This window comes from Vibrio sp. 03-59-1, assembly GCF_013114135.1.
GTDB lineage: Bacteria > Pseudomonadota > Gammaproteobacteria > Enterobacterales > Vibrionaceae > Vibrio > Vibrio cortegadensis.
This window is the reverse complement of sequence record NZ_VTYA01000004.1, coordinates 103398-125573: the sequence shown is the minus strand read 5'-3', so window position 1 is coordinate 125573 and position 22176 is coordinate 103398. Positions and strand designations below refer to the sequence as shown.

Below are 22176 nucleotides of genomic sequence, written 5' to 3'. Positions count from 1 at the left end.
AGTGAAATAAGGATCGGCACGTGGAAGTTCGTCATGACTGGACAGTAGAAGAAGTTCGAAAGCTTTTGGATAAGCCTTTTATGGATTTGTTGTTTGAAGCGCAAGTTATCCACCGTCAACATCAACAGCATAATCACGTTCAAGTGAGCACTCTATTATCTATTAAAACGGGCGCTTGTCCTGAAGATTGTAAGTACTGCCCACAAAGTGCCCACTATCGTACCGATGTCGATCGTGAAAGATTAATGGAAGTTGAACGCGTGCTAGATGCCGCTGAAAAAGCGAAGAAAGCAGGTTCAACACGCTTCTGCATGGGCGCAGCATGGAAAAACCCAAAAGAGCGTGATATGCCACACTTGATGGAAATGATCAAAGGTGTGAAGGGGATGGGTTTAGAGACCTGTATGACGCTAGGGATGCTGACCCCAGATCAAGCTGAAGAGTTGGCAACAGCTGGTTTGGATTACTACAATCACAACCTTGATACGTCACCTGAATTTTATGGCAGCATCATTACCACGCGTACTTACCAAGATCGCTTAGATACACTTTCCCACGTTCGTGATGCGGGAATGAAAATTTGTTCTGGCGGTATTATTGGTATGGGTGAAAGCACTAATGATCGCGCAGGACTACTGGTTGAGCTTGCTAACTTGCCAGTGCAGCCTGAGAGTGTGCCAATCAATATGCTGGTCAAAGTCAAAGGCACGCCAATGGAAAACGTTGATGACGTTGAACCATTTGATTTCATTAAGTTGATCGCAATTGCTCGAATCATGATGCCGAAATCAGCAGTACGTTTGTCTGCTGGCCGAGAGAACATGAATGAGCAGATGCAAACTCTGTGCTTCATGGCCGGTGCTAACTCAATATTTTACGGATGTAAGCTACTTACGACGCCAAATCCAGATGAAGATAGTGATATGCAGCTATTTAAAAAGCTGGGTATTAATAGTGAGCAAGTAAGCCAAAAACCGGATGAAATTCAAGAGAACGACTTACTTGATCAAGTCGTTGAACGTGTCGCTTCACGTCCTTCGAAAGACGACATTTTTTATGATGCCAGCGTTTAGTTCACGCATTAAATTCGCCCTTGAGCAGAGACGTAATCAAGGGCTCACTCGCGTGTTGCAGCCAATGTCATCAGGTAATCAAACGCGCTTTGTGCATGATGGCAAGCCATTTATTAATTTCTCTAATAACGACTATTTAGGGCTCGCTGGCGATCCTGAATTGATTCGAGCTTGGAAGGAAGGGCTTGATCAATTTGGAGCCGGGAGTGGCGCATCACCGCTAGTCACGGGGTTTAGTTCCGCTCATCAGAACCTTGAATCAAAGCTATGTGAATGGCTAGGTTTTGAAAGAGCCATTCTGTTTAATTCAGGGTTTAGTGCTAATCAAGCGATGATATTCTCCTTACTTGATAAGCAAGATATTCTGATTCAGGACAAATTAAATCACGCATCGTTGATGGAAGCCGGGATGTTATCGGCTGCAAGCTTAAAGAGATTCAGACATAACGATACAGAACACCTTTCATCAATACTGGCGGCATCAGATAGTGCGCTTGTGGTGACAGAAGGCGTGTTTAGTATGGATGGCGATACCGCTCCTCTTAAACCAATTAAAACGTTGTGTGAACAAAATAACGCATGGTTAGCGGTCGACGATGCCCATGGTATCGGTATACATGGCGAGAATGGCGCAGGGAGCTGCTTACAAGTAGATGTTAAACCTGATTTATTAGTGGTGACCTTTGGAAAAGCGGTCGGGCTTTCAGGGGCTGCGATACTATGCAGTGCCGAAGTTGGTGATTACTTGACTCAGTTTGCAAGACATCACGTTTATTCAACAGCACTTCCTCCCGCTCAGGCTCATGCCATCAGTCATGCTATTTCCATGATTCAGTCTCAACAATGGCGAAGAGATAAGTTAAGTGACTTGCAAGAGTTGTATTCAGAGAAGTTGGCTGGACTTGCAGGGTTTACCGAGACGACGACCCCGATTAAGCCATTTATATGCGGCTCATCAGATCAAGCCATGTTCATTGCAAATAGCCTGAAAGATAACGGGGTATGGGTAACGGCTATTCGTCCTCCAACGGTTCCTAACGGGCTCGCGAGACTAAGAATTACCTTAACCGCTAAGCATACCAACAGTGATATTTTGGCCTTAGCCGAAGCGATCACCGCAGCCGTAGAGATCCATAATCAATGAAATGTGAAGTGTTAATGGATTCACCTGTGATCAATAAAAAACCAGTACAAGATAAAACGGCGATCGCTCAAGCTTTTGGTAAAGCCGCTGAATCTTATGATAAGCATGCAGAATTTCAACGCGATGTCGGTCAGCGATTACTTGATAAATTGCCACAGGACCTAACTGGCTTGGCAGTTTTAGACTTAGGTTGTGGAACGGGATATTTCTCTTATGAATTAGCCAAACGAGGCGCAAAGGTGACGTGTGCTGACTTGTCACAGGCGATGCTCCAACAAGCAGAAATAAGGTGTGGATCGATGGTTTCCGACTATCGCCAAGCGGATGCTGAATGTCTACCGTTTGATGACGACTCTTTCGATGTCGTCTTTTCCAGCTTAGCGCTTCAGTGGTGTGATGACTTATCAGTACCACTGCGCGAAATTAAGCGTGTCACTAAATCTAGTGGTCACTGCGTATTTTCAACACTAATTAAGGGATCGTTATTTGAACTAAGCCAAGCGTGGTCAAAAATTGATACATATCAACACGTGAATGAGTTTATTTGTATCAATCAGGTAAAAATTGCGTTAGCGCAATCTTACTGCTTGAAGCATCAATTAGACTTGCCCTCCATCACAGTTTGGTACGATACCGCTTTTGAATTAATGCGTGATCTTAAGGGGATTGGTGCGAACCACGTAAGCGGACGCTCACATGGTTTGACCAGTCGCAAAGTATTACAGCAAGTTGAACATGAATACCGAGAGTTTCAAAACCAACAAGGTCTTTTACCAGCAACATATCAAGTTTGTTTAGGGGTTATTAATCTATGATTGATGCATTTTTTATTGCAGGTACGGATACCGAAGTAGGTAAAACAGTCGGTTCAAAGGCTATTTTACAGGCACTAGCTGCCAAAGGTTTATCGACGGTTGGCTACAAGCCAGTTGCTGCCGGAAGTAAAAAAACTGAACAAGGGCTGCGTAACTCAGACGCGCTGCATTTGCAGCAAGCGGCGACCAATGACGTAGCATATGAAGATGTAAATCCATACGCTTTATTGCTGCCGTGCTCTCCACATATTGCTGCTAAGCATGAAGATGTGACCATTGAATATCCTTTGTTAAGTGAGAAACTTGCTCAACATAAAGAGATTTCAGACATTGTACTGGTTGAAGGTGCTGGTGGCTGGAGAGTTCCTATTTCGGATACTGAATGCTTGTCGACTTGGGTAAAACAAGAGAAATTGCCAGTTGTTCTTGTTGTGGGTATCAAGCTAGGCTGCTTGAGCCATGCCATGCTAACGGCTGAAACTATCATTGCTGATGGTTTAAATCTTGTGGGTTGGGTGGCTAACCGTATTAATCCAGGTACTGAGCATTACGCAGATATTATCGGCATGTTGGAAGATAAGATTGATGCACCTAAACTTGGTGAAATTCCTTATGTACCAAATGTTAAGTCGAGAGATATTGGCAAATACATTAATGTCGATCCCATTCTAGCTTTAGCGTAAGTCTCGCTTTGGCATAAATCTTAGACAAATAAAAAGGGCTACGTGATTCGTAGCCCTTTTTTTGTCGTTAAATTCCGTCTTAAATCGATGATAACGGTTACTTGTCGTTAGTTAGCCCCATAAGAGCTTGTTGCATTTCACTGATCTGTTGCTGGGTGTGCGTATCAGTTTTTATGCCAAGTTGCTGTTTTGCTTCATCTTCGGATATACCTAAGTGGCAGCAGAGTAGGTCAATTGCCATCTCAAAATTAGTGCCTTCAACCATGATCTTATCCTTTCCTTGCGCTTGGGGTATGTTTCGTATATCACTAATAGACTGAATCTAACCCTATTGTTACCACATCTCAATAAGACCAAAGTCTAAGGAGTTTAGTGAACAGAGAAACGTCAGTAATTAAATGTTTCAATTTACTACTTAACCTTGTTTTCCAAATCTAAGACTATATGTATATATTCATCGTGTGTGAGAGCTATACTCCACGTATAACATAAAAATAAGAAGTTTCCTTCGGAGAAAAGTAATGAAACGAGTAATGTTGTTCTTAGCAACCAACCTAGCGGTTGTGATGGTGCTGAGTGTTGTTCTGAATATTGTTTATGCTGTCACAGGGATGCAACCAGGTAGTCTTTCGGGCCTGCTACTAATGGCGGCAGTGTTTGGCTTTGGTGGTTCTTTTATCTCTTTGCTGATGTCAAAGAAAATGGCGCTCCGTTCAGTGGGCGGTTCTGTTATTGAAAGTCCTCGCAATGAAACGGAACACTGGCTGATGGAAACCGTGAGCCGTCAAGCGCAGCAAGTGGGTATTGGGATGCCAACCGTTGCGATTTATGACTCTCCAGACATTAATGCTTTTGCAACAGGTGCGAAGCGTGATGATTCATTAGTTGCGGTCTCAACAGGTTTGCTGCATAGCATGACTCGTGATGAGGCAGAAGCGGTATTAGCGCATGAAGTGAGCCACATTGCTAATGGGGATATGGTGACGATGACTCTGATGCAAGGTGTAGTCAATACCTTTGTTATCTTCTTATCCCGCTTTATCGCTAACATCGTCGCATCTAATGATAGCGAAGAGGGCGAAGGCGGAAGCAACATGATGGTTTATTTTGGTGTTTCCATGGTACTAGAATTGGTCTTCGGCTTCTTAGCAAGCTTCATTACAATGTGGTACAGCCGTCATCGTGAGTTTCATGCCGATGCAGGTGCTGCGCAATTAGTGGGCAAGCAGAAAATGATCGCCGCATTAGAACGATTGAAGGTAAGCCATGAGCCACAACTTGAAGGGTCAATGATGGCATTTGGTATCAATGGTAAGCGTTCAATGACGGAGTTGCTGATGAGTCACCCGCCACTTGATAAGCGAATTGAATCATTACGTAATATGTAAAACATCACGTGATCTAAATAAATTAAATACAAAGGCTTGGTTACTGACCAAGCCTTTTTTGTGCCTATTAGATGTGAATAAGAAAAATACTTGTACAATTATTTTTTTGTACAATCTAAATTCTTGTACTAACTTATACATAATGATTTTTTGTATAAGAGTGGTGTGGCGATGAATATTGAAGTAGTGAGTGATATTTATCAGAAGTTAAGCCGAGACAACTTACATCTGCTGGATGGCATTTACCATGATGATGTCGTTTTTGAAGATGCAGCACATCGGCTGGAAGGTTGGAATGAATTGTTAGATTACTTTGAATCGCTCTATCAAAATGTCCATCGATGCGACTTTGATATCCATACTCAGCAGCAAGTGGGAGATTCTGGGTTTCTAACTTGGTCAATGTCGTTGCAACACCCTAAGCTCCAAGGTGGCCAAACCGTTACCGTCAATGGAGCCAGTCACTTAAAATTTCAGAATGATAAAGTGATTTATCACCGCGATTATTTTGACCTCGGAGAGATGATCTACGAAAACATTCCTCTGCTGGGAAGCGTTATTCGCTCAATCAAACAGAGGTTGGGCCAATGAAAAGTCATAACCCTAGCGTTTTTATTACAGGGGCAACCTCTGGGATTGGTGAGCAACTCGCTTTAGATTATGCCTCGCAAGGCTGGCACGTTTATGCATGTGGGCGTAATCAAGAAAAGCTCAATAGCCTTGTCGCATCAGGGCACAACATTACGCCATTGTGTTTTGATATTACGGATTTAGAACAAACCAAACGGCGATTAAGGTCGTTAGATATAACAACCTCTCTTTGGATAATGAACGCCGGTGATTGCGAATATATAGATAAAGGTATTATAGATGCTCAACTTATGGCAAGAGTGACGAGCGTGAATGTTATCGGGCTGGCGAACTGCATCGAATCAATCCAAGATTATTTTAAGCCTAATGATCGATTGGTGATTGTGGGGTCAATCGCCAGTGAAGTCGCTCTACCTAGGGCGGAAGTCTATGGCGCATCAAAAGCCGCAGTGAGCTATTTTGCTCGAAGCTTATCACTTAGTTTGAGTCCAAAAGGTGTTGACGTTTTGACTGTGTATCCCGGTTTTGTTCAAACACCTTTGACGGCTAAAAATGATTTTCCTATGCCAATGTTAATCTCTGTCGAACAAGCCTCGAAAGCGATTCGCAATGGGGTAGCAAAAGGATGTAAAACGATCTATTTCCCCAAACGATTTACTTATTTTTTACGAATGATTTCACTTCTGCCTTACCACTGGCAAACCATTTTAGTTTCTAAATTAATAAAAGATTAAAGGAGTTAATGATGAAAATTGCCATTATAGGGTGTGGGATCTCAGGGTTAACCTGTGGCTACCATCTTCACAAGCATCACGATATAACTTTGTTCGAAGCGAATGATTACATTGGTGGACACACTGCAACCGTGGATGTGACGGTTGGGGGAAAGTCATACGCGATCGATACGGGATTTATTGTCTACAACGATCGAACCTATCCGCATTTTATTAAGATGATGGATGACATTGGGGTGAAAGGAAGCCCGACTCAAATGAGCTTTAGCGTTCGAAATGACGCGAATGGTTTGGAGTATAACGGGCACACTTTAACATCGTTATTTGCTCAAAAACGAAATTGGTTTAATCCGAAATTTTACGGTTTTATTGGTGAGATACTCAGATTTAATAAGCTAGCGAAACTCAGCGTTGATGATTTATCTTGTGATAGTCAAACGTTAGACATGTTTTTGAAAAAAAATGGTTTTAGTGACTATTTCTGCACTAACTACATCCTTCCAATGGGAGCGGCAATCTGGTCATCGACCTTAGCTGACATGCGCTCATTCCCACTTCGTTTTTTCTTGCAGTTCTTTCTTAATCACGGGTTACTTGATGTGGTAAACCGACCACAGTGGTATGTGATAGAAGGCGGCTCTAGAGCATATATCGAGCCTTTAACTAGAGGGTTCTCAGCCAATATTCGACTTAATAGCCCTGTCACTTCGGTTCGTCGAGATGCCGTTGGAGTCACCTTGGAAGTGAACGGTAAGCATGAATTTTATGATCAGGTGATCTTTGCTTGTCACAGCGATCAAGCAATGAAAATGATTGCCGATCCGACACCGTTAGAGTTGGATATTTTAGGGAAGATGGAATATCAAGCGAACGAGGTGACCTTGCATACCGATATTAACCTGCTTCCCAAAAGAAAAGCAGCCTGGGCATCTTGGAATTACGTACTTGATGAATCTGATCAAGAGCAGTGTCGATTACCTTCGCTGACGTATAACATGAATATCCTTCAACACATATCTGCCCCTGAAACATTTTGTGTGTCATTAAACAGTAGTGACAATATTAAAGAAGAACGAATCCTACGACGTTTTACCTATCACCACCCTGTGTTCAGCACTAACACGATTGAAGCGCAACGCCGCCGACATGAAATCAATGGGCAATATCATACTTGGTTTTGTGGTGCATATTGGCATAACGGTTTTCATGAAGATGGAGTGAGGAGTGCTGTTGATGTGGTAAACGAACTATTTGATCAATGTAGTCAGGACAGTAGCTCTCATCAGCAGGGAGTGGCTTAGCATGAGTGGTCAATATTCAAGCCAGTTGATGGTAGGGCATGTTCAACACCGTCGTTTTTCACCGGTATTGCATTCTCTTCGTTATCCGCTTTTTATGCCATGCATTGATATTGATGAGTTGCCAGTATTGGAAAAAAACATCTGGGGATTCGGATCGCGTTGGTGGCACTGGGCGCAATTTCGTCGGAGTGATTATCTTGGATCGGGTTGTTTAAAAAAAGCGGTCCAAATGAAAGTGTCTGAGTTAACCGGAGTGACATTATCGGGAAAAGTGCTAGCAATCTGTCATTTGAGATATTTAGGGATCTATTTCAGTCCTGTGAATTTTTACTATTTATTTGATGAAGATAACCATTGGCAGTACATGCTGGCGGAGGTGAGTAACACGCCATGGAATGAGCGGCATTACTACGCCATTCCTGCCGAACCCGGTGACAATGAACTGCACTGGCAACATCAAAAATCATTTCATGTGTCTCCGTTTAATCCGATGGATCAAAAATACGTTTGGAAGTTAAAGCCTGTAGACAATCGTTTGATGATCCACCTGGAGTGTCATCGCGAGAGAAAAGAGTTCGAGGCGACACTCGCCATGAAACCGCAGGCTTTTAGCTCCTCCAATCTCATGAGTCTATTAATGCGCACCCCGGTGATGGCGATAAAAGTGGTACTCGGTATCTATTGGCATGCGCTCAAATTGTGGCTAAAAGGCGCGCCGTTTTATGGACACTCAGTTATACGCAAGAAGGCAACAACGCAAGAAAACAACATAGACGCGCTAGATAACACATTAGTAAGTAAAGGAAAAAGTAAAGATAAGGAGAAATCATCATGTTAGATGCTTCATCACTGAATATTCACAAAACTCAATCTTACCTGCAAAGAGTGACAAGGGATGGTTTACTTAAATGCCTGCAACATCTTGAAGTGGGCAGCTTAACCCTTATCGAATCTTATACAAGTAGTCGTGAATCAGTAAGTCATACTTTTGGCTTACCAAGAAAAGGCGAACCAAACGCGACGATTGAAATCAATCATCCAGACTTTTATGTTCGTCTAATGAAAGGAGGCAGTATTGCCGCAGGTGAAGCGTACATCGATGGTTGGTGGGAGAGTCCAAATTTAACGGATTTAATGCAGTTGATGGCACTTAATATGAGCGCTCTCGACAGTATTGAATCTAAAAGTAGTTGGGTGAGCTCTGTAGTGCATAAGCTGAGTCATTGGTTTAACCGTAACAGCATTGCACAATCACAAAAGAATATTCACGCTCATTATGATTTAGGAAATGCACTTTATGAAACATTCCTCGATGAAAAAATGCTCTACTCCTCTGCATTATATAGTGGCTCAAACAATACTTTAGAAGCGGCTCAAATTAATAAAATGGAAAGGCTATGCCAGCAGCTGCAATTACAAGCGAGTGATCATGTTATAGAAATTGGTACAGGATGGGGGGCGATGGCCATTTATATGGCAGAAAAATATGGGTGCAGAGTGACAACCACAACGATATCTGAAGAGCAGTTTCACTATGCTCAAGATAAAATACGCAGTGCAGGCTTAGAAGATCAGATTACGCTTTTAAAGCAGGATTATCGGGTGCTTGAAGGTGAGTTTGATAAGTTAGTCTCAATTGAAATGATTGAAGCCGTAGGGAAATCGTATTTACCATCATACATAAAAAAATGTCAGTCACTTCTAAAGCCAAATGGATTGATGGCGATCCAAGCGATTACCATTGCCGACCAAAGGTACCAGTCTTATAGCAATAGCGTTGATTTTATTCAGAAATATATATTTCCGGGCGGATTTCTACCATCCATCACTTGCCTGTCCAGTGCGACGACTAAGTACAGTGATTTAATCATTAGAGATTTATTTGATATTGGATTGGACTACGCCAAAACATTAAAAGATTGGCAGATTCGATTTAATCTTGCAGAGCCTAGATTACGAGAGCTTGGCTACGATGAACCATTTATTCGGATGTGGCGATATTATTTATGCTATTGCGAAGGTGGGTTTTTAGCGAGAAGTATCAGTACTATTCATCTCACACTTCAAAGACCACAAGTATGAGAATTTTTTTAATTTCGACCTGGTTTCAAGTGCTCTGGTTTATGGCTGTTCTGGGGCAAGGAGATTGGATCAGTTGGTTAGTGGTCAGCGTGGTCATCACTTTTGTATTATCGTGTAGATATCAAGGCTTGCCTATTTGGTCTTGTTTCAGTATTGCGATACTTGGCGTTATTTTCGACAGCGTTAATTCACTCATTGGTGTATTGGTGTTTGATGATCAATATATCCCTGTGTGGCTAGTTTTGCTCTGGGCTGGATACGCATGGTATGCCTTCCAGCTCTATCCATTAATTCGAGACTATTTGCGAGGTGGCATTATTTTTGTTGGAGCTATCGCGGGTGGCTTAAGTTATTACGCAGGAGAACAACTCGGGGCGGTGATGTTTGGGTTTGATCCATTCAGCAGTGTATTAGTATTGATGATTGAATGGGCCATTGTTATATGGGTGACGTTGAAGGTTTATGATCATGGTAATCAAAAAATTAAATATCAACTGTAGCGAGCATGTGGCTTCGAATAATCCAACAAGAAAAGGGTTATCGCTATTCCTGTTTTTTAGTGCCTTGCTTTTTTGTGAAAAAACATTATCAAGCAGCGGAACGTCAAGTATATCGATAGTCGAAAAGCCTGTAACTCACACTACCTTAACAAACTGGGAGTCGTGGAAAAAAATAGGAGAGGCTCAGCTCTCTTGGCTATTTTTCGATGTCTATAAATCGACCTTATACAGTCCAACAGGGCGATACATTCAAGCGAGGGATATCACTCCTCATCCCATCGCGTTAGATATCAAATACCAAAGAACTATATCCAAGAAGCAGTTATTAGATGCAACGGAGGAGCAATGGAATGAGCTGAAATACCCTCAAGACAAACAAATAGAGTGGCTAGAGATATTAGGGACAATATTTCCGAATCTTAAAGAGGGCGATCGGTTGGTGTACGTCACCGATGGCGAATTAGGAAAAATTTACTTTATCGAAGCGATGTCTGAATCCGATGTTACTCGTCAAAAAGAGGTTGATCGTGAAACAGAGGCTATTAGTAAGAAAAATGCTATTGGTGACAAAAAGACTATTGTCGACAAAAGGGGGACTGACAACAAAAAGGTCATTGGTGAAATAGCAGATGAAGAGCTCAATGATGCTTTTCTTGCCATTTGGTTATCCCCAAAAAGTTCATATCCAGATTTACGTTCACAGCTTATAGGAGCAAGCCAATGATGATTAAATGGAAGGTTTTAAAGCTTTCACTGCTTATTTTTTGTGTTTCAGGCCTCGGTGGTTGTTCATCCGAAATCAGTGATTACCAAGCAAGTACCCCAAAATTTGAGTTGTTTGAATACTTTTCTGGGAACACTCAGGCTTGGGGGATGGTTCAAGACTATAAAGGCGTTCAGACTCGTCGATTTACGGTTTCCTTATTCGGAGAAGTAGAAGACAGAACACTGACATTGACTGAAGACTTTGTATTTGATGATGGAGAAGTTTCACAACGAATATGGGTAATCACGCGTTTGGATGATGGAACATATCAAGGAGAAGCGGATGACATTATCGGCTATGCGATTGGTCAGGAGAGTGGTAACGCACTTTGGTGGCAGTATGACTTCGAACTAAAAATGGAGGACTCAACGGTGACCGTCTTCTTTGATGATTGGTTGTATCGACAGGACGAAAAACGAGTATTTAATGTCACTAGCATTAAGAAGTTTGGCATTGAAGTAGGGAAGGTCACTCTCTTTTTTGAAAAAATCTAAAACCAAATATAGAAAAGGCTCCACTTAAGGAACCTTTTTTATACATTGAGCAAATTCAATTAAGCTAGGCCCAAAGGAACCTATGCCCAATCGAACTTATGCCTCATATTCATTACAGCTTATCAGTTAACTCAATCGCTTGGCCGATGTAGTTCGCTGGCGTCATCTCTTTTAGACGAACTTTTTCATCTTCAGGGATTTCTAAACCATCGATGAATGTACGCATACCTTCGCCGTCTACACGTTTACCACGAGTCAGTTCTTTTAGTTTTTCGTATGGTTTCTCGATACCGTAACGACGCATGACTGTTTGTACAGGTTCTGCAAGAACTTCCCAGTTTTTGTCTAGTTCAGCTTCAAGCGCTGCTTGGTTGATTTCAAGCTTGCTGATGCCTTTTAGAGTCGAGGTGTATGCGATGATTGCATAACCACAACCAACACCTAAGTTACGAAGAACTGTAGAGTCAGTAAGGTCACGCTGCCAGCGAGAAACAGGAAGCTTTTGAGCTAGGTGGCTGAAGATTGCGTTCGCAAGGCCTAAGTTACCTTCTGAGTTTTCAAAATCGATTGGGTTAACTTTATGCGGCATTGTTGAAGAGCCGATTTCGCCAGCAATCGTTTTTTGTTTGAAGTGACCAAGAGCAATGTAGCCCCAAACATCACGATCAAAATCAAGAAGGATTGTGTTGAATCGTGCAATCGCGTCAAATAGTTCAGCAATGTAATCGTGAGGTTCAATTTGCGTTGTGTATGGGTTCCAATTAACGCCTAGAGATTCAGTGATGAATTCTTCGCTAAATGCATGCCAGTCTACATCTGGGTAAGCAGAAAGGTGAGCGTTGTAGTTACCTACTGCGCCGTTGATTTTCGCTAGAATTTCAACATTTTCGATCTGCTTGAATTGACGCTCCATACGATACGCCACGTTAGCCATCTCTTTACCCATAGTTGACGGAGAAGCAGGCTGTCCGTGTGTGCGTGAAAGAAGAGGAACATCGCGGTATTCGTTAGCTAAAGCTTTAATCGCATCGATAACGTTACGGATCTCAGGAAGAATAACCGTATCACGCGCTTCTTTTAGCATTAGGGCGTGTGACGTGTTGTTGATGTCTTCAGAAGTACAAGCAAAGTGGATGAATTCATTGATAGCGTGCAGTTCTGGAACGTCTGCTACTTTTTCTTTTAGGAAATATTCAACGGCTTTAACATCATGGTTCGTTGTGCGTTCAATCTCTTTGATACGCATAGCGTCTTCTTCACTGAAGTTTGCTGCGATGTTATCTAAGAATTGATTCGCTTCAGCACTTAATGTCGCCACTTCCGCAATCGATTGCGTCGCGGCTAATTTTTGTAACCAACGAACTTCAACAACAGTACGGTACTTCAGCAAGCCGTACTCACTAAAGATGCTGCGTAAAGAAATTGTTTTACTTCCGTAGCGACCGTCTACAGGTGAAACAGCAGTTAATGCTGACAATTCCATGTGAATCTCCTAGATATGTAAATAAAAGTTGGGGTGTATAAAAAAGTAGCTCGCCAATCCAGGCGAGCTTTGCTTACATTCGAGCTAATAAAATTTGTGCTTGTTCTACCATTTTCTTACGAGAAAAAACTAAATGGAGGCGACGACCACCCACTTGACGCCAAAGAACAGCGCTGCGAATACCGGATAAAAGCAGTGCACGGACTTTATGTTGATTGGACGTTTGCTGTAATACTGATGGTGTGCCATTTACTTGAATTCGAGGCCCGATAGGACTCACAACGTCTAAGTAAATGCTCGCAATATTGCTGATCATCTGTTCATCAAGCAGATCATAGTGCTCTAGTTGACGTTCCACCATTTGGATACGATCGCCAAGTTGTGACATGGTGTCGTTACGAGCACTTAATTTACGTTCAAGAGCCATCAAACTGATAATGTAGCGTGTAATTTCACTCCCTGTTGGAGTGCTATCAATACCTTGAACTAAGCACTCTAGGCCCAGCTTCAAGTCTGACTCGCGGCCAAAAACACCGATGGTATTGATTGGATTCGTACTTACAATCGCATTCATAGACGCTTCAAAAGCATCATTATCACAAGAACCGTTCTTTGCTACTTGTTGAACTAGAGCAACAGCCTGGCAAATACCAGCAAAAGCAATAGTACGGTCATAAATGGTGTTAGCCACGTTGCGACTCCTAAACTTAGAATGAATTAAATGCGTTTCTCGATGATTCCGCCACCAAGACAAATTTCGTCTTTATAGAACACTGCGGATTGGCCCGGAGTGACGGCAATTTGAGGCTCATCAAATATTACTTTGATGTTCTCATCATCGACAGGGATTATTGTACAAGCAATATCTGTCTGGCGGTAACGTGTTTTCACAGTACATTTCATGGTTTCACGGATTGGTGTGCGATCTACCCAATGTAATTGTGACGCTAATAAGCCTTCAGATTTAAGTAGTGGATGATCCTTGCCTTGTACCGCGATAAGTACATTGCGATTAAGATCTTTCTCACCTACAAACCATGGGTCTTCGTTGCCACCGCCACCTTTCGTACCGCCAATATGAAGACCTTTACGCTGACCCAAAGTATGATACATCAAACCTTGGTGTTGACCGATGACTTTACCATCTGGGCTTTCGATATTGCCAGGTTGCGCAGGCAAGTATTTACCTAAAAACTCAGTGAATTTACGCTCACCGATGAAACAGATACCTGTTGAGTCTTTTTTCTTCGCAGTGATGAGATCTTGCTCTTCAGCAATTCGGCGTACTTCTGGTTTTTCGAGTTCGCCAACAGGGAATAAGCTGCGAGAAACCTGATCTGAACTTAGAGTGTACAAGAAATAGCTTTGGTCTTTGTTTGAGTCCAGGCCACGAAGCATTTCTGGCTTAGCACCATTCTCGATCTCTTCTGCGGTTGGGAAAGTTCGGCGAACGTAATGACCCATTGCGATAAAATCTGCATCGAGTACTTCGTCTGCAAATTCTAAGAAAGCTTTAAATTTAATTTCTTTGTTACAAAGAATGTCTGGGTTTGGAGTGCGACCCGCTTTGTACTCTTCAAGGAAGTACTCAAATACGTTGTCCCAGTACTCTGCAGCAAAGTTAATAGTGTGCAGATGGATGCCCAGTTTGTCACATACTGCTTGTGCATCGGCTAAATCTTCCGCTGCGGTGCAATATTCTTCGTTGTCGTCTTCTTCCCAGTTCTTCATGAACAGGCCTTCTACTTGGTAACCTTGTTGCTGAAGCAGGTAGGCAGAAACCGATGAATCAACGCCGCCGGACATTCCGACAATGACTTTCTTTTGGCTGTTATCTGACATTATATAAAACCACTAAATTGACTTGGGTGCAGATTCTAACAGAAAGAATTTGTGGGGGACAGATCCGAGACGTTAATCACAATTTATTCGATTAAGCGTTACGCAATTCAACCAAATTGAAGCTGAAAATCAGATTTTATTCCCAGTCATGATGAGGATGTGGCATAGTCCGCCTATTAATGATGATGAGAGCTGAAAAAATGACAGAACAAAGTGAATTTATCGATGAAGCAACACTGATCGAAACCATTGAAAATCAATTAGAAGAAGGTAACCCAAAGAAAGTAACTGAAACTCTAATGCGTCTTATGATGACAGGTTCGGCGCGTGAAGATGCCATTCAGGCGATGGCGTGCGCTTTAGCTATAGAGATCTTTGATGTCATGAAAAACGATGCTGAGTTTAATTTAAAGCGCTATTCTGAGCATTTGGATATGCTACCAGATCTTAGCTTTATGGAAGGTGAATAATAATTACCTTTAGCAATCGTTTGCTATAATCTCCATTATTGCCGCGCCTATTTGGTCGCGGTAGAATTCCGGATCTCAACCCTCTCCTTTACTTAGACGAATTGTATGAAATTTCCTGGCCAACGAAAATCAAAGCATTACTTTCCAGTCCACGCTCGCGATCCACTAGTGAGTCAAGCGCATGAAAGTAAAAAAATGTCACGTACCCATATTATTGGTATTGATCAAACATTGGTTGATATTGAGGCAAAAGTAAACTCAGAACTTATCGAAAAATATGGTTTGAGTAAGGGACATTCATTAGTTATTGATGACACTTCTGCAGAAGCGTTATATCAAGAGTTGAAGGAAAACCAACTTATTACTAATGAATATGCTGGTGGCACGATTGGCAATACGTTACACAACTATTCTGTACTTGCGGATGACCGTTCTACTTTATTAGGTGTGATGAGTCAGGACATTAAAATCGGAAGCTACGGTTACCGCTATTTATGTAATACCTCTAGCCGTATGGATTTGAATCACCTACAGGGCGTCGATGGGGCAATTGGTCGTTGTTTCGCACTAATTACAGAAGATGGTGAACGTACTTTTGCTATTAGTGAAGGTCAGATGAATCAACTTCATCCAGATAATATTCCTGAGCGTATTTTTGAAAATGCATCAGCGTTGGTATTAACCGCTTATTTAGTTCGTTGTAAAGCGGGTGATCCTATGCCAGATGCGACAATGCGAGCCATTGAGTATGCGAAGCAATATGATGTGCCAGTGGTATTAACACTAGGTACTAAATTCGTTATTCAGGATGATCCAGAATTTTGGCAAGATTTCTTACAACAGCACGTTACTGTTGTTGCAATGAATGAAGATGAAGCAGAAGCATTAACAGGTGAAAGCGATCCATTAGCAGCCTCTGATAAAGCATTAGATTGGGTTGACTTAGTTTTATGCACTTCTGGTCCTGTCGGCTTATTTATGGCGGGTTATACAGAAGAAGAAGCAAAACGTGAAACCTCGCTGCCACTATTGCCTGGTTCTGTGCCTGAATTTAACCGTTTTGAATTTAGTCGCCCTGCATTTAAAGGTTTGTGTGAAAATCCACTTAAAGTGTACTCACATATTGCACCATATATGGGTGGGCCTGAAAAAATTAAAAATACTAATGGTGCGGGTGATGCTGCGTTATCTGCGTTGTTGCATGATATGGCGGCAAATAAATATCACAAAGAGAATGTGCCAAATTCAAGTAAGCACCAGCATTCCTTTTTGACATATTCATCTTTCTCTCAAGTATGTAAATATTCAAACCGTGCGAGCTATGAAGTATTGGTTCAGCATTCACCAAGACTTTCTCGTGGCTTGCCTGAAAGAGAAGATAGTTTAGAAGAAGCGTACTGGGAACGTTAATTTCTATTATCGTAGATAAATAAAAAGGCTTCCAATTGGAAGCCTTTTTTTTGAATATATTAATTCAATTAAATAGCGAAATCTTCTAAAGATTTACCAGCATCTAATTGATCTTGGATTGCTGAAGGTGTGCGACCTTGACCAGTCCAAGTTTTTTCGTCACCGTTACCATCTACATATTTATATTTAGCAGGGCGTGGTGCACGTTTTTTCTTAGTTGTAGATTTAGTTTCACCAGAAAGAGCGGCAATTAAATCTTCAACATCAATACCGTCTTTTGCAATCATCTGTGCATATTCAGCTAATTTAGCTTCACGCTCTTCGCGTGCTTCACGCTCTTCCGCTTCAGACTCTTGACGCTCTTGAACCACAATTGTAAGTTTTTCTAGTGCTTCTTCTAATTGCTCAAGTGTTAGTTCACGTGAAAATGCACGAAGACTACGAATATTAAGTAGTGTTTTAGTTAGTTCCAACATGACTTTTCCTGTTCGATTAAATAAGGGGGTTTAAACAATAATAAACATCATCAGCTAATAAGACAATATTAATTATTATTTAAATTGTTTATATGATTAAAATTTAGGAATTATTAGAAAAATAGATAGTTTGAACAATAGACTAATTTCATATTGACGTTAAATAAAGTAATTGATATTTGATTTATAAATGCAATAAAGAAAATACATTTGGCAGCATAGGTCAAAAAGATGTGACTTTTGACACATAGTGCTGTGCAACTGCATACTTATTTGTATTGAATATGGTATGTCACATATGTTTTTAACCATGGAATGATGTGTTGCAATGGTGCTATAGATAAGTACAATGAGTTTTACCTGATGCAGGTATGCAGTTTTTTTGTTGCTTTTTTATTCACGCAATAGTCAAATTGTATTCTTGCCGTAGAGGTGCAATTACAATCAGTATCTGTTATTGGGGTGATGCCAATGAATAACAGTGAAAGGTGTAGTTGCCGAAGTAAGTCTGTAAATTAAAACGGCTTGCTGGGGTTGTCATCAAATAGGGACAACACTGCCATAGTCTTATTTTTTAAACTATGGAGCGCTACTGTAGGGTTGGGTTAGGCAATTGCTGTCCTTCCGTTAAGTTACATATAAGTCCGATTTAATAGTGAATCGTCACTTATCTGCAGTAGATCTCTAACCAAAATAACTGGTTTTTGAAGATCATGAATTTAATCGATTTTGCAACATCTCCTCTCTCTCTCTTGCCCGCAATCGTGGCATTGAGTCTTGCTATTATTACTCGTCGAGTTTTAGTCTCTTTAGGTGTCGGTATCGCCATGGGCGCTATTTTGCTTGCTGATTATTCAGTAGGTAGCGCAGTCAGTTACGTCGGAACGAAAGTGTCTGGTGTATTTATTGAAGATGGTGGCATCAACTCTTGGAACATGAGTATTGTTGGTTTCTTACTACTATTAGGCATGATGACAGCTCTGCTTACGCTTTCTGGTGGTACTCGTGCGTTCGCTGAATGGGCACAATCAAGAGTTAAAAGTAAACGTGGTTCAAAACTGCTTGCTGCATTTCTTGGCGTGTTTATTTTTGTCGATGACTACTTTAACAGTTTAGCTGTAGGTGCGATTTCTCGTCCAGTGACGGATCGTTTTTACGTTTCTCGCGCAAAACTGGCGTACATCCTTGATTCTACAGCAGCACCGATGTGTGTGATTATGCCTGCTTCTAGCTGGGGCGCATATATCATGACAATCATTGGTGGCATCCTAGTGACTCATGGTGTGACTGAGTATTCTGCATTGGGCGCATATGTCCGCCTTATTCCAATGAACTTTTATGCGGTATTTGCTCTGTTGATGGTATTCGCTGTTGCTTGGTTTGGACTTGATGTGGGCAAAATGCGAGAGCATGAGATTAACGCTTCTCAAGGTCGCGGTTTTGATGAAGATAATGATAGCCAAGATGCGCATGATCTTAATGAAGAGTTGGATATAAAAGAGAGCAGCAACGGTTCTGTACTGGATCTAGTGCTACCTATTTTGGCTCTTATTGCAGCCACTGTGGCGGCAATGCTTTATACCGGTAGTCAAGCACTGGCTGCGGACGGAATTGCATTTAACGTCTTAGGTGCTTTTGAAAATACCGATGTAGGTAAAGCACTTATCTATGGCGGCAGTGTTGGTCTAGTGTTGGCTTTAGTGACGGTTGTGCGTCAAAAACTGCCAGCGATTGAAATCGTGCGCACTATGTGGATTGGCGCTCGTTCAATGTTCGGAGCCATTCTGATCCTTGTTTTTGCATGGACAATCGGCTCTGTTATCGGTGATATGAAAACGGGTACTTACTTATCATCGCTTGCACAAGGCAATATCGGCACGCATTGGCTACCTGTAATTCTGTTCTTGCTTGCGGGTGTAATGGCATTCTCAACAGGTACATCGTGGGGAACATTCGGCATCATGTTACCGATTGCAGGTGATATGGCCGCCGCAACGGATATTGCATTAATGCTACCAATGCTCGGTGCTGTACTGGCTGGTTCAGTATTTGGTGATCACTGCTCTCCAATTTCCGATACAACGATATTGTCATCTACTGGTGCTCGTTGTAATCATATCGATCACGTTGCGACTCAATTGCCTTATGCAGTTTCTGTTGCGTTAGTCTCTTGTGTTGGCTTCATCGTGCTAGGTTTTACATCATCTGTTGCGCTTTCTTTTGTTGCAGCATCGGTGGCTTTTGTGGCCGTTTGTTGTGTATTAGCCGCGTTATCAAAATCAAAAATGGCAAATGCTCAGAAAGCTTAATTCATTGATTATCTGTGATAAAAAAGGAAGATTCGTCTTCCTTTTTTTGTGCGCGTAACAAATAAATGGTTAGCCAGTTAACTTTTTTTAAATTAGTTGTTGAAAATCATCACTAGCTTAGTTAGTGTGAATGACAAGACAGTAAGCCAACAAGAGTAAATAACTATGCGCAAATTCGTAATGAACATTCATCACCATCATCACCCAGTTTAGTCTTTCGGGAGATACGCGCATACCCGGGAGGCAGGAAAACTCCCGGAGGTTAAGTCAAAGTATTTAGATTTAAACCCTCGGGAGAGAAACTTCCGAGGGTTTTTTTATGCTTACAGAATTCATTATTTTTATAACGACTTAATAAATATTCAATAATTTGCACAGGGATAAAGCAATGCAATCACAACGACTAAGAATCGCAATTCAAAAAAAAGGCCGCTTAAGTAAAGAGTGCCAAGACCTACTTAAAAAGTGCGGTGTTAAATTCAGCATAATGGGTGAACGTTTAGTTGTTCACTCCGAAAATATGCCAATTGATCTATTACTCGTTCGCGATGACGATATTCCAGGTCTTATCATGGACGGTGTGGTAGATCTTGGTTTCATCGGTGAGAATGAATTAGAAGAGGTTCGCCTAGACCGTAAAGCACTGAATGAACCAAGTGAATTTATCGCATTACGCCGATTAGACTTTGGCGGTTGTCGACTGTCTATCGCGATTAATAAAGATGAAGAATATAACGGTCCGCAAGATTTGGCCGGCAAACGAATTGCGACAACATACCCTCAATTGCTAAAGAGCTACATGGATGAACAGGGCGTTGATTTCAGCACATGTATGCTAAAAGGTTCCGTTGAAGTCGCTCCTCGTGCTGGGTTAGCGGATGCGATTGCAGATTTAGTCTCGACAGGTGCAACCTTGGAAGCGAACGGCTTAAAAGAGGCGGAAGTCATTTTCCAATCTAAAGCGACCCTTATTCAGAGAACCGGTGAGTTTGATACTGACAAAGTGGCGCTGATCGAAAAACTGCTGACTCGCATGCAAGGTGTACAGCAAGCAAAAGAGTCAAAATACATTATGCTGCACGCCCCTACCGATAAGCTTGAGCAGATCAAATCACTGTTACCGGGCGCTGAAGATCCTACCGTACTCCCTCTATCATCTGATACGGATAAAGTGGCTGTACACCTAGTGAGTACAGAGAATTTATTCTGGGAAACGATGGAGCAGCTTAAAGAGCTCGGTGCGAGTTCAATTCTAGTGCTTCCTATTGAAAAAATGATGGGGTGATTGAGATGAGAACGGTTGTTTGGCAATCATTAAGTGAATCGCAGCAAGATGCGATTCTAGAACGTCCAGCTATTACTGAAGGCGCGAATATTACCTCTGCTGTCGCTGATGTTATTCGTCAAGTTCGTGCAGGCGGCGATAAAGCATTAATCGAGTTAACTGAAAAGTTTGATCGTGTTGTCCCTGAGTCTATCCGCGTCTCAAACCAAGAGATAGAAGATGCCTCTGCGCGACTGAGTGATTCGATGAAAGAAGCATTGAATCAAGCGTACGACAATATTGCAAAGTTTCATAAAGCCCAAAAGCCTCAACCTTTACGTGTGGAGACTCAACCCGGCGTCGTGTGTGAGCAAGTCACTCGCCCGATCAATACCGTTGGTCTATATATTCCAGGAGGAAGTGCGCCGCTCCCTTCAACCGTATTGATGCTTGGCGTTCCATCGCAAATTGCAGGTTGTCGAAAAGTCGTACTCTGTTCTCCACCTCCTATTGCAGATGAAATCTTATATGTAGCGAAGTTATGTAACATAGATGAAGTGTATAACGTCGGTGGTGGTCAGGCTGTTGCGGCAATGGCTTATGGGACTGAATCAGTTGCTAAAGTAGATAAAATATTTGGCCCAGGGAATGCTTATGTAACAGAAGCCAAGCGTCAGGTGAGTAATGACTTCCGAGGCGCGGCGATAGATATGCCTGCTGGTCCTTCTGAAGTACTGGTCATTGCAGATGAAACCGCTGATCCAGACTTTATAGCGGCTGATCTATTAAGCCAAGCAGAGCACGGGCCAGATTCACAAGTTGTATTGGTCACGCCTTCACCCGTGATTGCCGATCAGGTGACGGATGCAGTACAAGCGCAACTTCAGCAACTCTCTCGCGCAGATATTGCTCAAAAAGCACTATCATCAAGTTTGGTTATTATTGCTGAATCATTAACCCAAAGTATTTCGATTTCAAATTACTATGGTCCTGAGCACTTAATTGTTCAAACTAAGAACCCTCGTGAATTGCTTCCTTTGTTAGACAATGCGGGTTCAATTTTCTTAGGTGATTGGTCTCCTGAGTCTGCTGGTGATTACGCATCGGGTACCAACCACGTGTTGCCGACATATGGTTATACGAAAACATACTCTAGCCTTGGACTAGCTGATTTTTCTAAACGAATGACAGTACAAGAACTCACAGCGGATGGGCTGAAAGTTCTAGCTCCCACTGTCGTGACAATGGCAGATGCTGAAGGGCTAGATGCGCATAAACGCGCGGTAACCATTCGTATTGAAAAGCTTGCAAAAATAGAGATAAGCGACCAAGCAGAGAAGGGAGTTTAGTT

At 42.0% G+C, this 22176-nt stretch carries 23 protein-coding genes, 1 riboswitch and 1 other annotated feature; of the genes, 18 read left to right on the top strand and 5 right to left on the bottom strand.

From position 1 onward, the window contains the following. The first annotated feature begins 20 nt into the window (after positions 1-20). From bioB to bioD, 4 genes are read left to right on the top strand one after another with little or no spacing between them, the layout of a single operon-like run. The gene (gene bioB / locus F0249_RS05395) at positions 21-1073 is read left to right on the top strand and encodes a biotin synthase BioB (RefSeq protein WP_017053883.1); all 1053 of its coding nucleotides are present in this window, start codon (positions 21-23) and stop codon (positions 1071-1073) included. Then, positions 1060-2217 carry an 8-amino-7-oxononanoate synthase gene (gene bioF, locus F0249_RS05390; RefSeq protein ID WP_253825281.1) on the top strand — a complete coding sequence of 386 codons (1158 nt, stop codon included), beginning with the start codon at positions 1060-1062 and terminating at the stop codon, positions 2215-2217. Before bioB ends, bioF begins: the two co-directional genes overlap by 14 nt. A 14-nt stretch (positions 2218-2231) precedes the next feature. After that, positions 2232-3032 (top strand): malonyl-ACP O-methyltransferase BioC, encoded by an 801-nt coding sequence (gene bioC / locus F0249_RS05385; protein ID WP_171756168.1) that lies wholly within the window; start codon positions 2232-2234, stop codon positions 3030-3032. Next, positions 3029-3715 carry a dethiobiotin synthase gene (bioD, locus tag F0249_RS05380; protein ID WP_113795942.1) on the top strand — a complete coding sequence of 229 codons (687 nt, stop codon included), beginning with the start codon at positions 3029-3031 and terminating at the stop codon, positions 3713-3715. Before bioC ends, bioD begins: the two co-directional genes overlap by 4 nt. A 97-nt stretch (positions 3716-3812) precedes the next feature. Here bioD and F0249_RS05375 read toward each other — a convergent pair whose 3' ends face one another. Then, entirely contained in the window at positions 3813-3980 is a 168-nt protein-coding gene (locus F0249_RS05375; protein WP_017053879.1) for a hypothetical protein, read from the bottom strand. Between the two features lie 256 nt (positions 3981-4236). On the opposite strand from F0249_RS05375, the gene htpX reads away from it, so the two are divergent. The 9 genes from htpX (at position 4237) to F0249_RS05330 (ending at position 11571) form a co-directional block, all read left to right on the top strand. Beyond that, positions 4237-5103, top strand: coding sequence for a protease HtpX (gene htpX / locus F0249_RS05370; RefSeq protein ID WP_017053878.1), 867 nt, complete (start codon positions 4237-4239; stop codon positions 5101-5103). Positions 5104-5274: 171 nt separating this feature from the next. After that, positions 5275-5694, top strand: coding sequence for a nuclear transport factor 2 family protein (locus F0249_RS05365; RefSeq protein ID WP_113795943.1), 420 nt, complete (start codon positions 5275-5277; stop codon positions 5692-5694). Beyond that, positions 5691-6428 carry an SDR family NAD(P)-dependent oxidoreductase gene (locus tag F0249_RS05360; RefSeq protein WP_171756077.1) on the top strand — a complete coding sequence of 246 codons (738 nt, stop codon included), beginning with the start codon at positions 5691-5693 and terminating at the stop codon, positions 6426-6428. The genes F0249_RS05365 and F0249_RS05360 overlap by 4 nt, the downstream gene beginning before the upstream one ends. 11 nt (positions 6429-6439) lie before the next feature. Beyond that, positions 6440-7729: an NAD(P)/FAD-dependent oxidoreductase gene (locus tag F0249_RS05355; RefSeq protein ID WP_136993890.1), complete on the top strand. Its 1290-nt coding sequence runs from the start codon at positions 6440-6442 to the stop codon at positions 7727-7729. 1 nt (position 7730) lies between these two features. Continuing rightward, positions 7731-8567 carry a DUF1365 domain-containing protein gene (locus F0249_RS05350; RefSeq protein WP_171756076.1) on the top strand — a complete coding sequence of 279 codons (837 nt, stop codon included), beginning with the start codon at positions 7731-7733 and terminating at the stop codon, positions 8565-8567. Next, a complete protein-coding gene (locus tag F0249_RS05345) occupies positions 8561-9811 on the top strand; it encodes a cyclopropane-fatty-acyl-phospholipid synthase family protein (protein ID WP_171756075.1) in 1251 nt (416 codons plus the stop codon). Before F0249_RS05350 ends, F0249_RS05345 begins: the two co-directional genes overlap by 7 nt. Next, the gene (locus F0249_RS05340; protein ID WP_171756074.1) at positions 9808-10311 is read left to right on the top strand and encodes a DUF2878 domain-containing protein; all 504 of its coding nucleotides are present in this window, start codon (positions 9808-9810) and stop codon (positions 10309-10311) included. The genes F0249_RS05345 and F0249_RS05340 overlap by 4 nt, the downstream gene beginning before the upstream one ends. Continuing rightward, entirely contained in the window at positions 10280-11035 is a 756-nt protein-coding gene (locus F0249_RS05335; RefSeq protein WP_171756023.1) for a hypothetical protein, read from the top strand. The genes F0249_RS05340 and F0249_RS05335 overlap by 32 nt, the downstream gene beginning before the upstream one ends. Next, a complete protein-coding gene (locus tag F0249_RS05330) occupies positions 11035-11571 on the top strand; it encodes a DUF3833 domain-containing protein (RefSeq protein WP_171756167.1) in 537 nt (178 codons plus the stop codon). Before F0249_RS05335 ends, F0249_RS05330 begins: the two co-directional genes overlap by 1 nt. Positions 11572-11683: 112 nt before the next feature. Here F0249_RS05330 and purB read toward each other — a convergent pair whose 3' ends face one another. The 3 genes from purB to mnmA form a co-directional block, all read right to left on the bottom strand. Next, positions 11684-13054, bottom strand: coding sequence for an adenylosuccinate lyase (gene purB, locus F0249_RS05325; protein ID WP_171756073.1), 1371 nt, complete (start codon positions 13052-13054; stop codon positions 11684-11686). 73 nt (positions 13055-13127) lie between these two features. Then, entirely contained in the window at positions 13128-13745 is a 618-nt protein-coding gene (hflD, locus tag F0249_RS05320) for a high frequency lysogenization protein HflD (RefSeq protein ID WP_017052225.1), read from the bottom strand. Between the two features lie 26 nt (positions 13746-13771). After that, positions 13772-14896 (bottom strand): tRNA 2-thiouridine(34) synthase MnmA, encoded by a 1125-nt coding sequence (mnmA, locus tag F0249_RS05315; RefSeq protein WP_171756072.1) that lies wholly within the window; start codon positions 14894-14896, stop codon positions 13772-13774. 200 nt (positions 14897-15096) lie between these two features. On the opposite strand from mnmA, the gene F0249_RS05310 reads away from it, so the two are divergent. Continuing rightward, on the top strand, positions 15097-15366 hold the full coding sequence (locus F0249_RS05310; RefSeq protein WP_171756071.1) for a hypothetical protein: 270 nt from the start codon (positions 15097-15099) through the stop codon (positions 15364-15366). A 105-nt stretch (positions 15367-15471) separates the two neighbouring features. Then, a complete protein-coding gene (locus F0249_RS05305; protein ID WP_136993885.1) occupies positions 15472-16776 on the top strand; it encodes an inosine/guanosine kinase in 1305 nt (434 codons plus the stop codon). Positions 16777-16844: 68 nt separating this feature from the next. Here the strand turns inward: F0249_RS05305 and F0249_RS05300 are convergent, their stop codons facing one another. Then, positions 16845-17252 (bottom strand): H-NS family nucleoid-associated regulatory protein, encoded by a 408-nt coding sequence (locus F0249_RS05300; RefSeq protein ID WP_017052221.1) that lies wholly within the window; start codon positions 17250-17252, stop codon positions 16845-16847. Between the two features lie 419 nt (positions 17253-17671). Next, positions 17672-17852: riboswitch (Lysine riboswitch) on the top strand. A 113-nt stretch (positions 17853-17965) separates the two neighbouring features. Between F0249_RS05300 and F0249_RS05295 the strand changes: the two genes are divergently transcribed. The 3 genes from F0249_RS05295 (at position 17966) to hisD (ending at position 22174) form a co-directional block, all read left to right on the top strand. Next, a complete protein-coding gene (locus F0249_RS05295) occupies positions 17966-19561 on the top strand; it encodes a Na+/H+ antiporter NhaC family protein (protein WP_171756070.1) in 1596 nt (531 codons plus the stop codon). A gap of 188 nt (positions 19562-19749) precedes the next feature. Then, positions 19750-19882 (top strand) — a sequence feature (His leader region). A 67-nt stretch (positions 19883-19949) separates the two neighbouring features. Next, positions 19950-20846 carry an ATP phosphoribosyltransferase gene (gene hisG, locus F0249_RS05290; protein WP_171756069.1) on the top strand — a complete coding sequence of 299 codons (897 nt, stop codon included), beginning with the start codon at positions 19950-19952 and terminating at the stop codon, positions 20844-20846. Positions 20847-20851: 5 nt separating this feature from the next. Beyond that, positions 20852-22174, top strand: coding sequence for a histidinol dehydrogenase (gene hisD / locus F0249_RS05285; protein WP_171756068.1), 1323 nt, complete (start codon positions 20852-20854; stop codon positions 22172-22174). Positions 22175-22176: the final 2 nt, after the last annotated feature.

What these genes read in the sequence shown, in the direction of transcription:
- F0249_RS05295 (WP_171756070.1), top strand. Translation starts at nt 17,966, where the DNA reads ATGAATTTAATCGATTTTGCAACATCTCCTCTCTCTCTCTTGCCCGCA.
- purB (WP_171756073.1), bottom strand. Translation starts at nt 13,054, where the DNA reads ATGGAATTGTCAGCATTAACTGCTGTTTCACCTGTAGACGGTCGCTAC.
- bioC (WP_171756168.1), top strand. Translation starts at nt 2,232, where the DNA reads ATGGATTCACCTGTGATCAATAAAAAACCAGTACAAGATAAAACGGCG.
- F0249_RS05340 (WP_171756074.1), top strand. Translation starts at nt 9,808, where the DNA reads ATGAGAATTTTTTTAATTTCGACCTGGTTTCAAGTGCTCTGGTTTATG.
- F0249_RS05335 (WP_171756023.1), top strand. Translation starts at nt 10,280, where the DNA reads ATGGTAATCAAAAAATTAAATATCAACTGTAGCGAGCATGTGGCTTCG.
- F0249_RS05300 (WP_017052221.1), bottom strand. Translation starts at nt 17,252, where the DNA reads ATGTTGGAACTAACTAAAACACTACTTAATATTCGTAGTCTTCGTGCA.
- hisD (WP_171756068.1), top strand. Translation starts at nt 20,852, where the DNA reads ATGAGAACGGTTGTTTGGCAATCATTAAGTGAATCGCAGCAAGATGCG.
- F0249_RS05350 (WP_171756076.1), top strand. Translation starts at nt 7,731, where the DNA reads ATGAGTGGTCAATATTCAAGCCAGTTGATGGTAGGGCATGTTCAACAC.
- hisG (WP_171756069.1), top strand. Translation starts at nt 19,950, where the DNA reads ATGCAATCACAACGACTAAGAATCGCAATTCAAAAAAAAGGCCGCTTA.
- mnmA (WP_171756072.1), bottom strand. Translation starts at nt 14,896, where the DNA reads ATGTCAGATAACAGCCAAAAGAAAGTCATTGTCGGAATGTCCGGCGGC.
- F0249_RS05360 (WP_171756077.1), top strand. Translation starts at nt 5,691, where the DNA reads ATGAAAAGTCATAACCCTAGCGTTTTTATTACAGGGGCAACCTCTGGG.
- bioF (WP_253825281.1), top strand. Translation starts at nt 1,060, where the DNA reads ATGCCAGCGTTTAGTTCACGCATTAAATTCGCCCTTGAGCAGAGACGT.
- F0249_RS05330 (WP_171756167.1), top strand. Translation starts at nt 11,035, where the DNA reads ATGATTAAATGGAAGGTTTTAAAGCTTTCACTGCTTATTTTTTGTGTT.
- htpX (WP_017053878.1), top strand. Translation starts at nt 4,237, where the DNA reads ATGAAACGAGTAATGTTGTTCTTAGCAACCAACCTAGCGGTTGTGATG.
- bioD (WP_113795942.1), top strand. Translation starts at nt 3,029, where the DNA reads ATGATTGATGCATTTTTTATTGCAGGTACGGATACCGAAGTAGGTAAA.
- F0249_RS05375 (WP_017053879.1), bottom strand. Translation starts at nt 3,980, where the DNA reads ATGGTTGAAGGCACTAATTTTGAGATGGCAATTGACCTACTCTGCTGC.
- F0249_RS05305 (WP_136993885.1), top strand. Translation starts at nt 15,472, where the DNA reads ATGAAATTTCCTGGCCAACGAAAATCAAAGCATTACTTTCCAGTCCAC.
- F0249_RS05345 (WP_171756075.1), top strand. Translation starts at nt 8,561, where the DNA reads ATGTTAGATGCTTCATCACTGAATATTCACAAAACTCAATCTTACCTG.
- F0249_RS05310 (WP_171756071.1), top strand. Translation starts at nt 15,097, where the DNA reads ATGACAGAACAAAGTGAATTTATCGATGAAGCAACACTGATCGAAACC.
- F0249_RS05355 (WP_136993890.1), top strand. Translation starts at nt 6,440, where the DNA reads ATGAAAATTGCCATTATAGGGTGTGGGATCTCAGGGTTAACCTGTGGC.
- F0249_RS05365 (WP_113795943.1), top strand. Translation starts at nt 5,275, where the DNA reads ATGAATATTGAAGTAGTGAGTGATATTTATCAGAAGTTAAGCCGAGAC.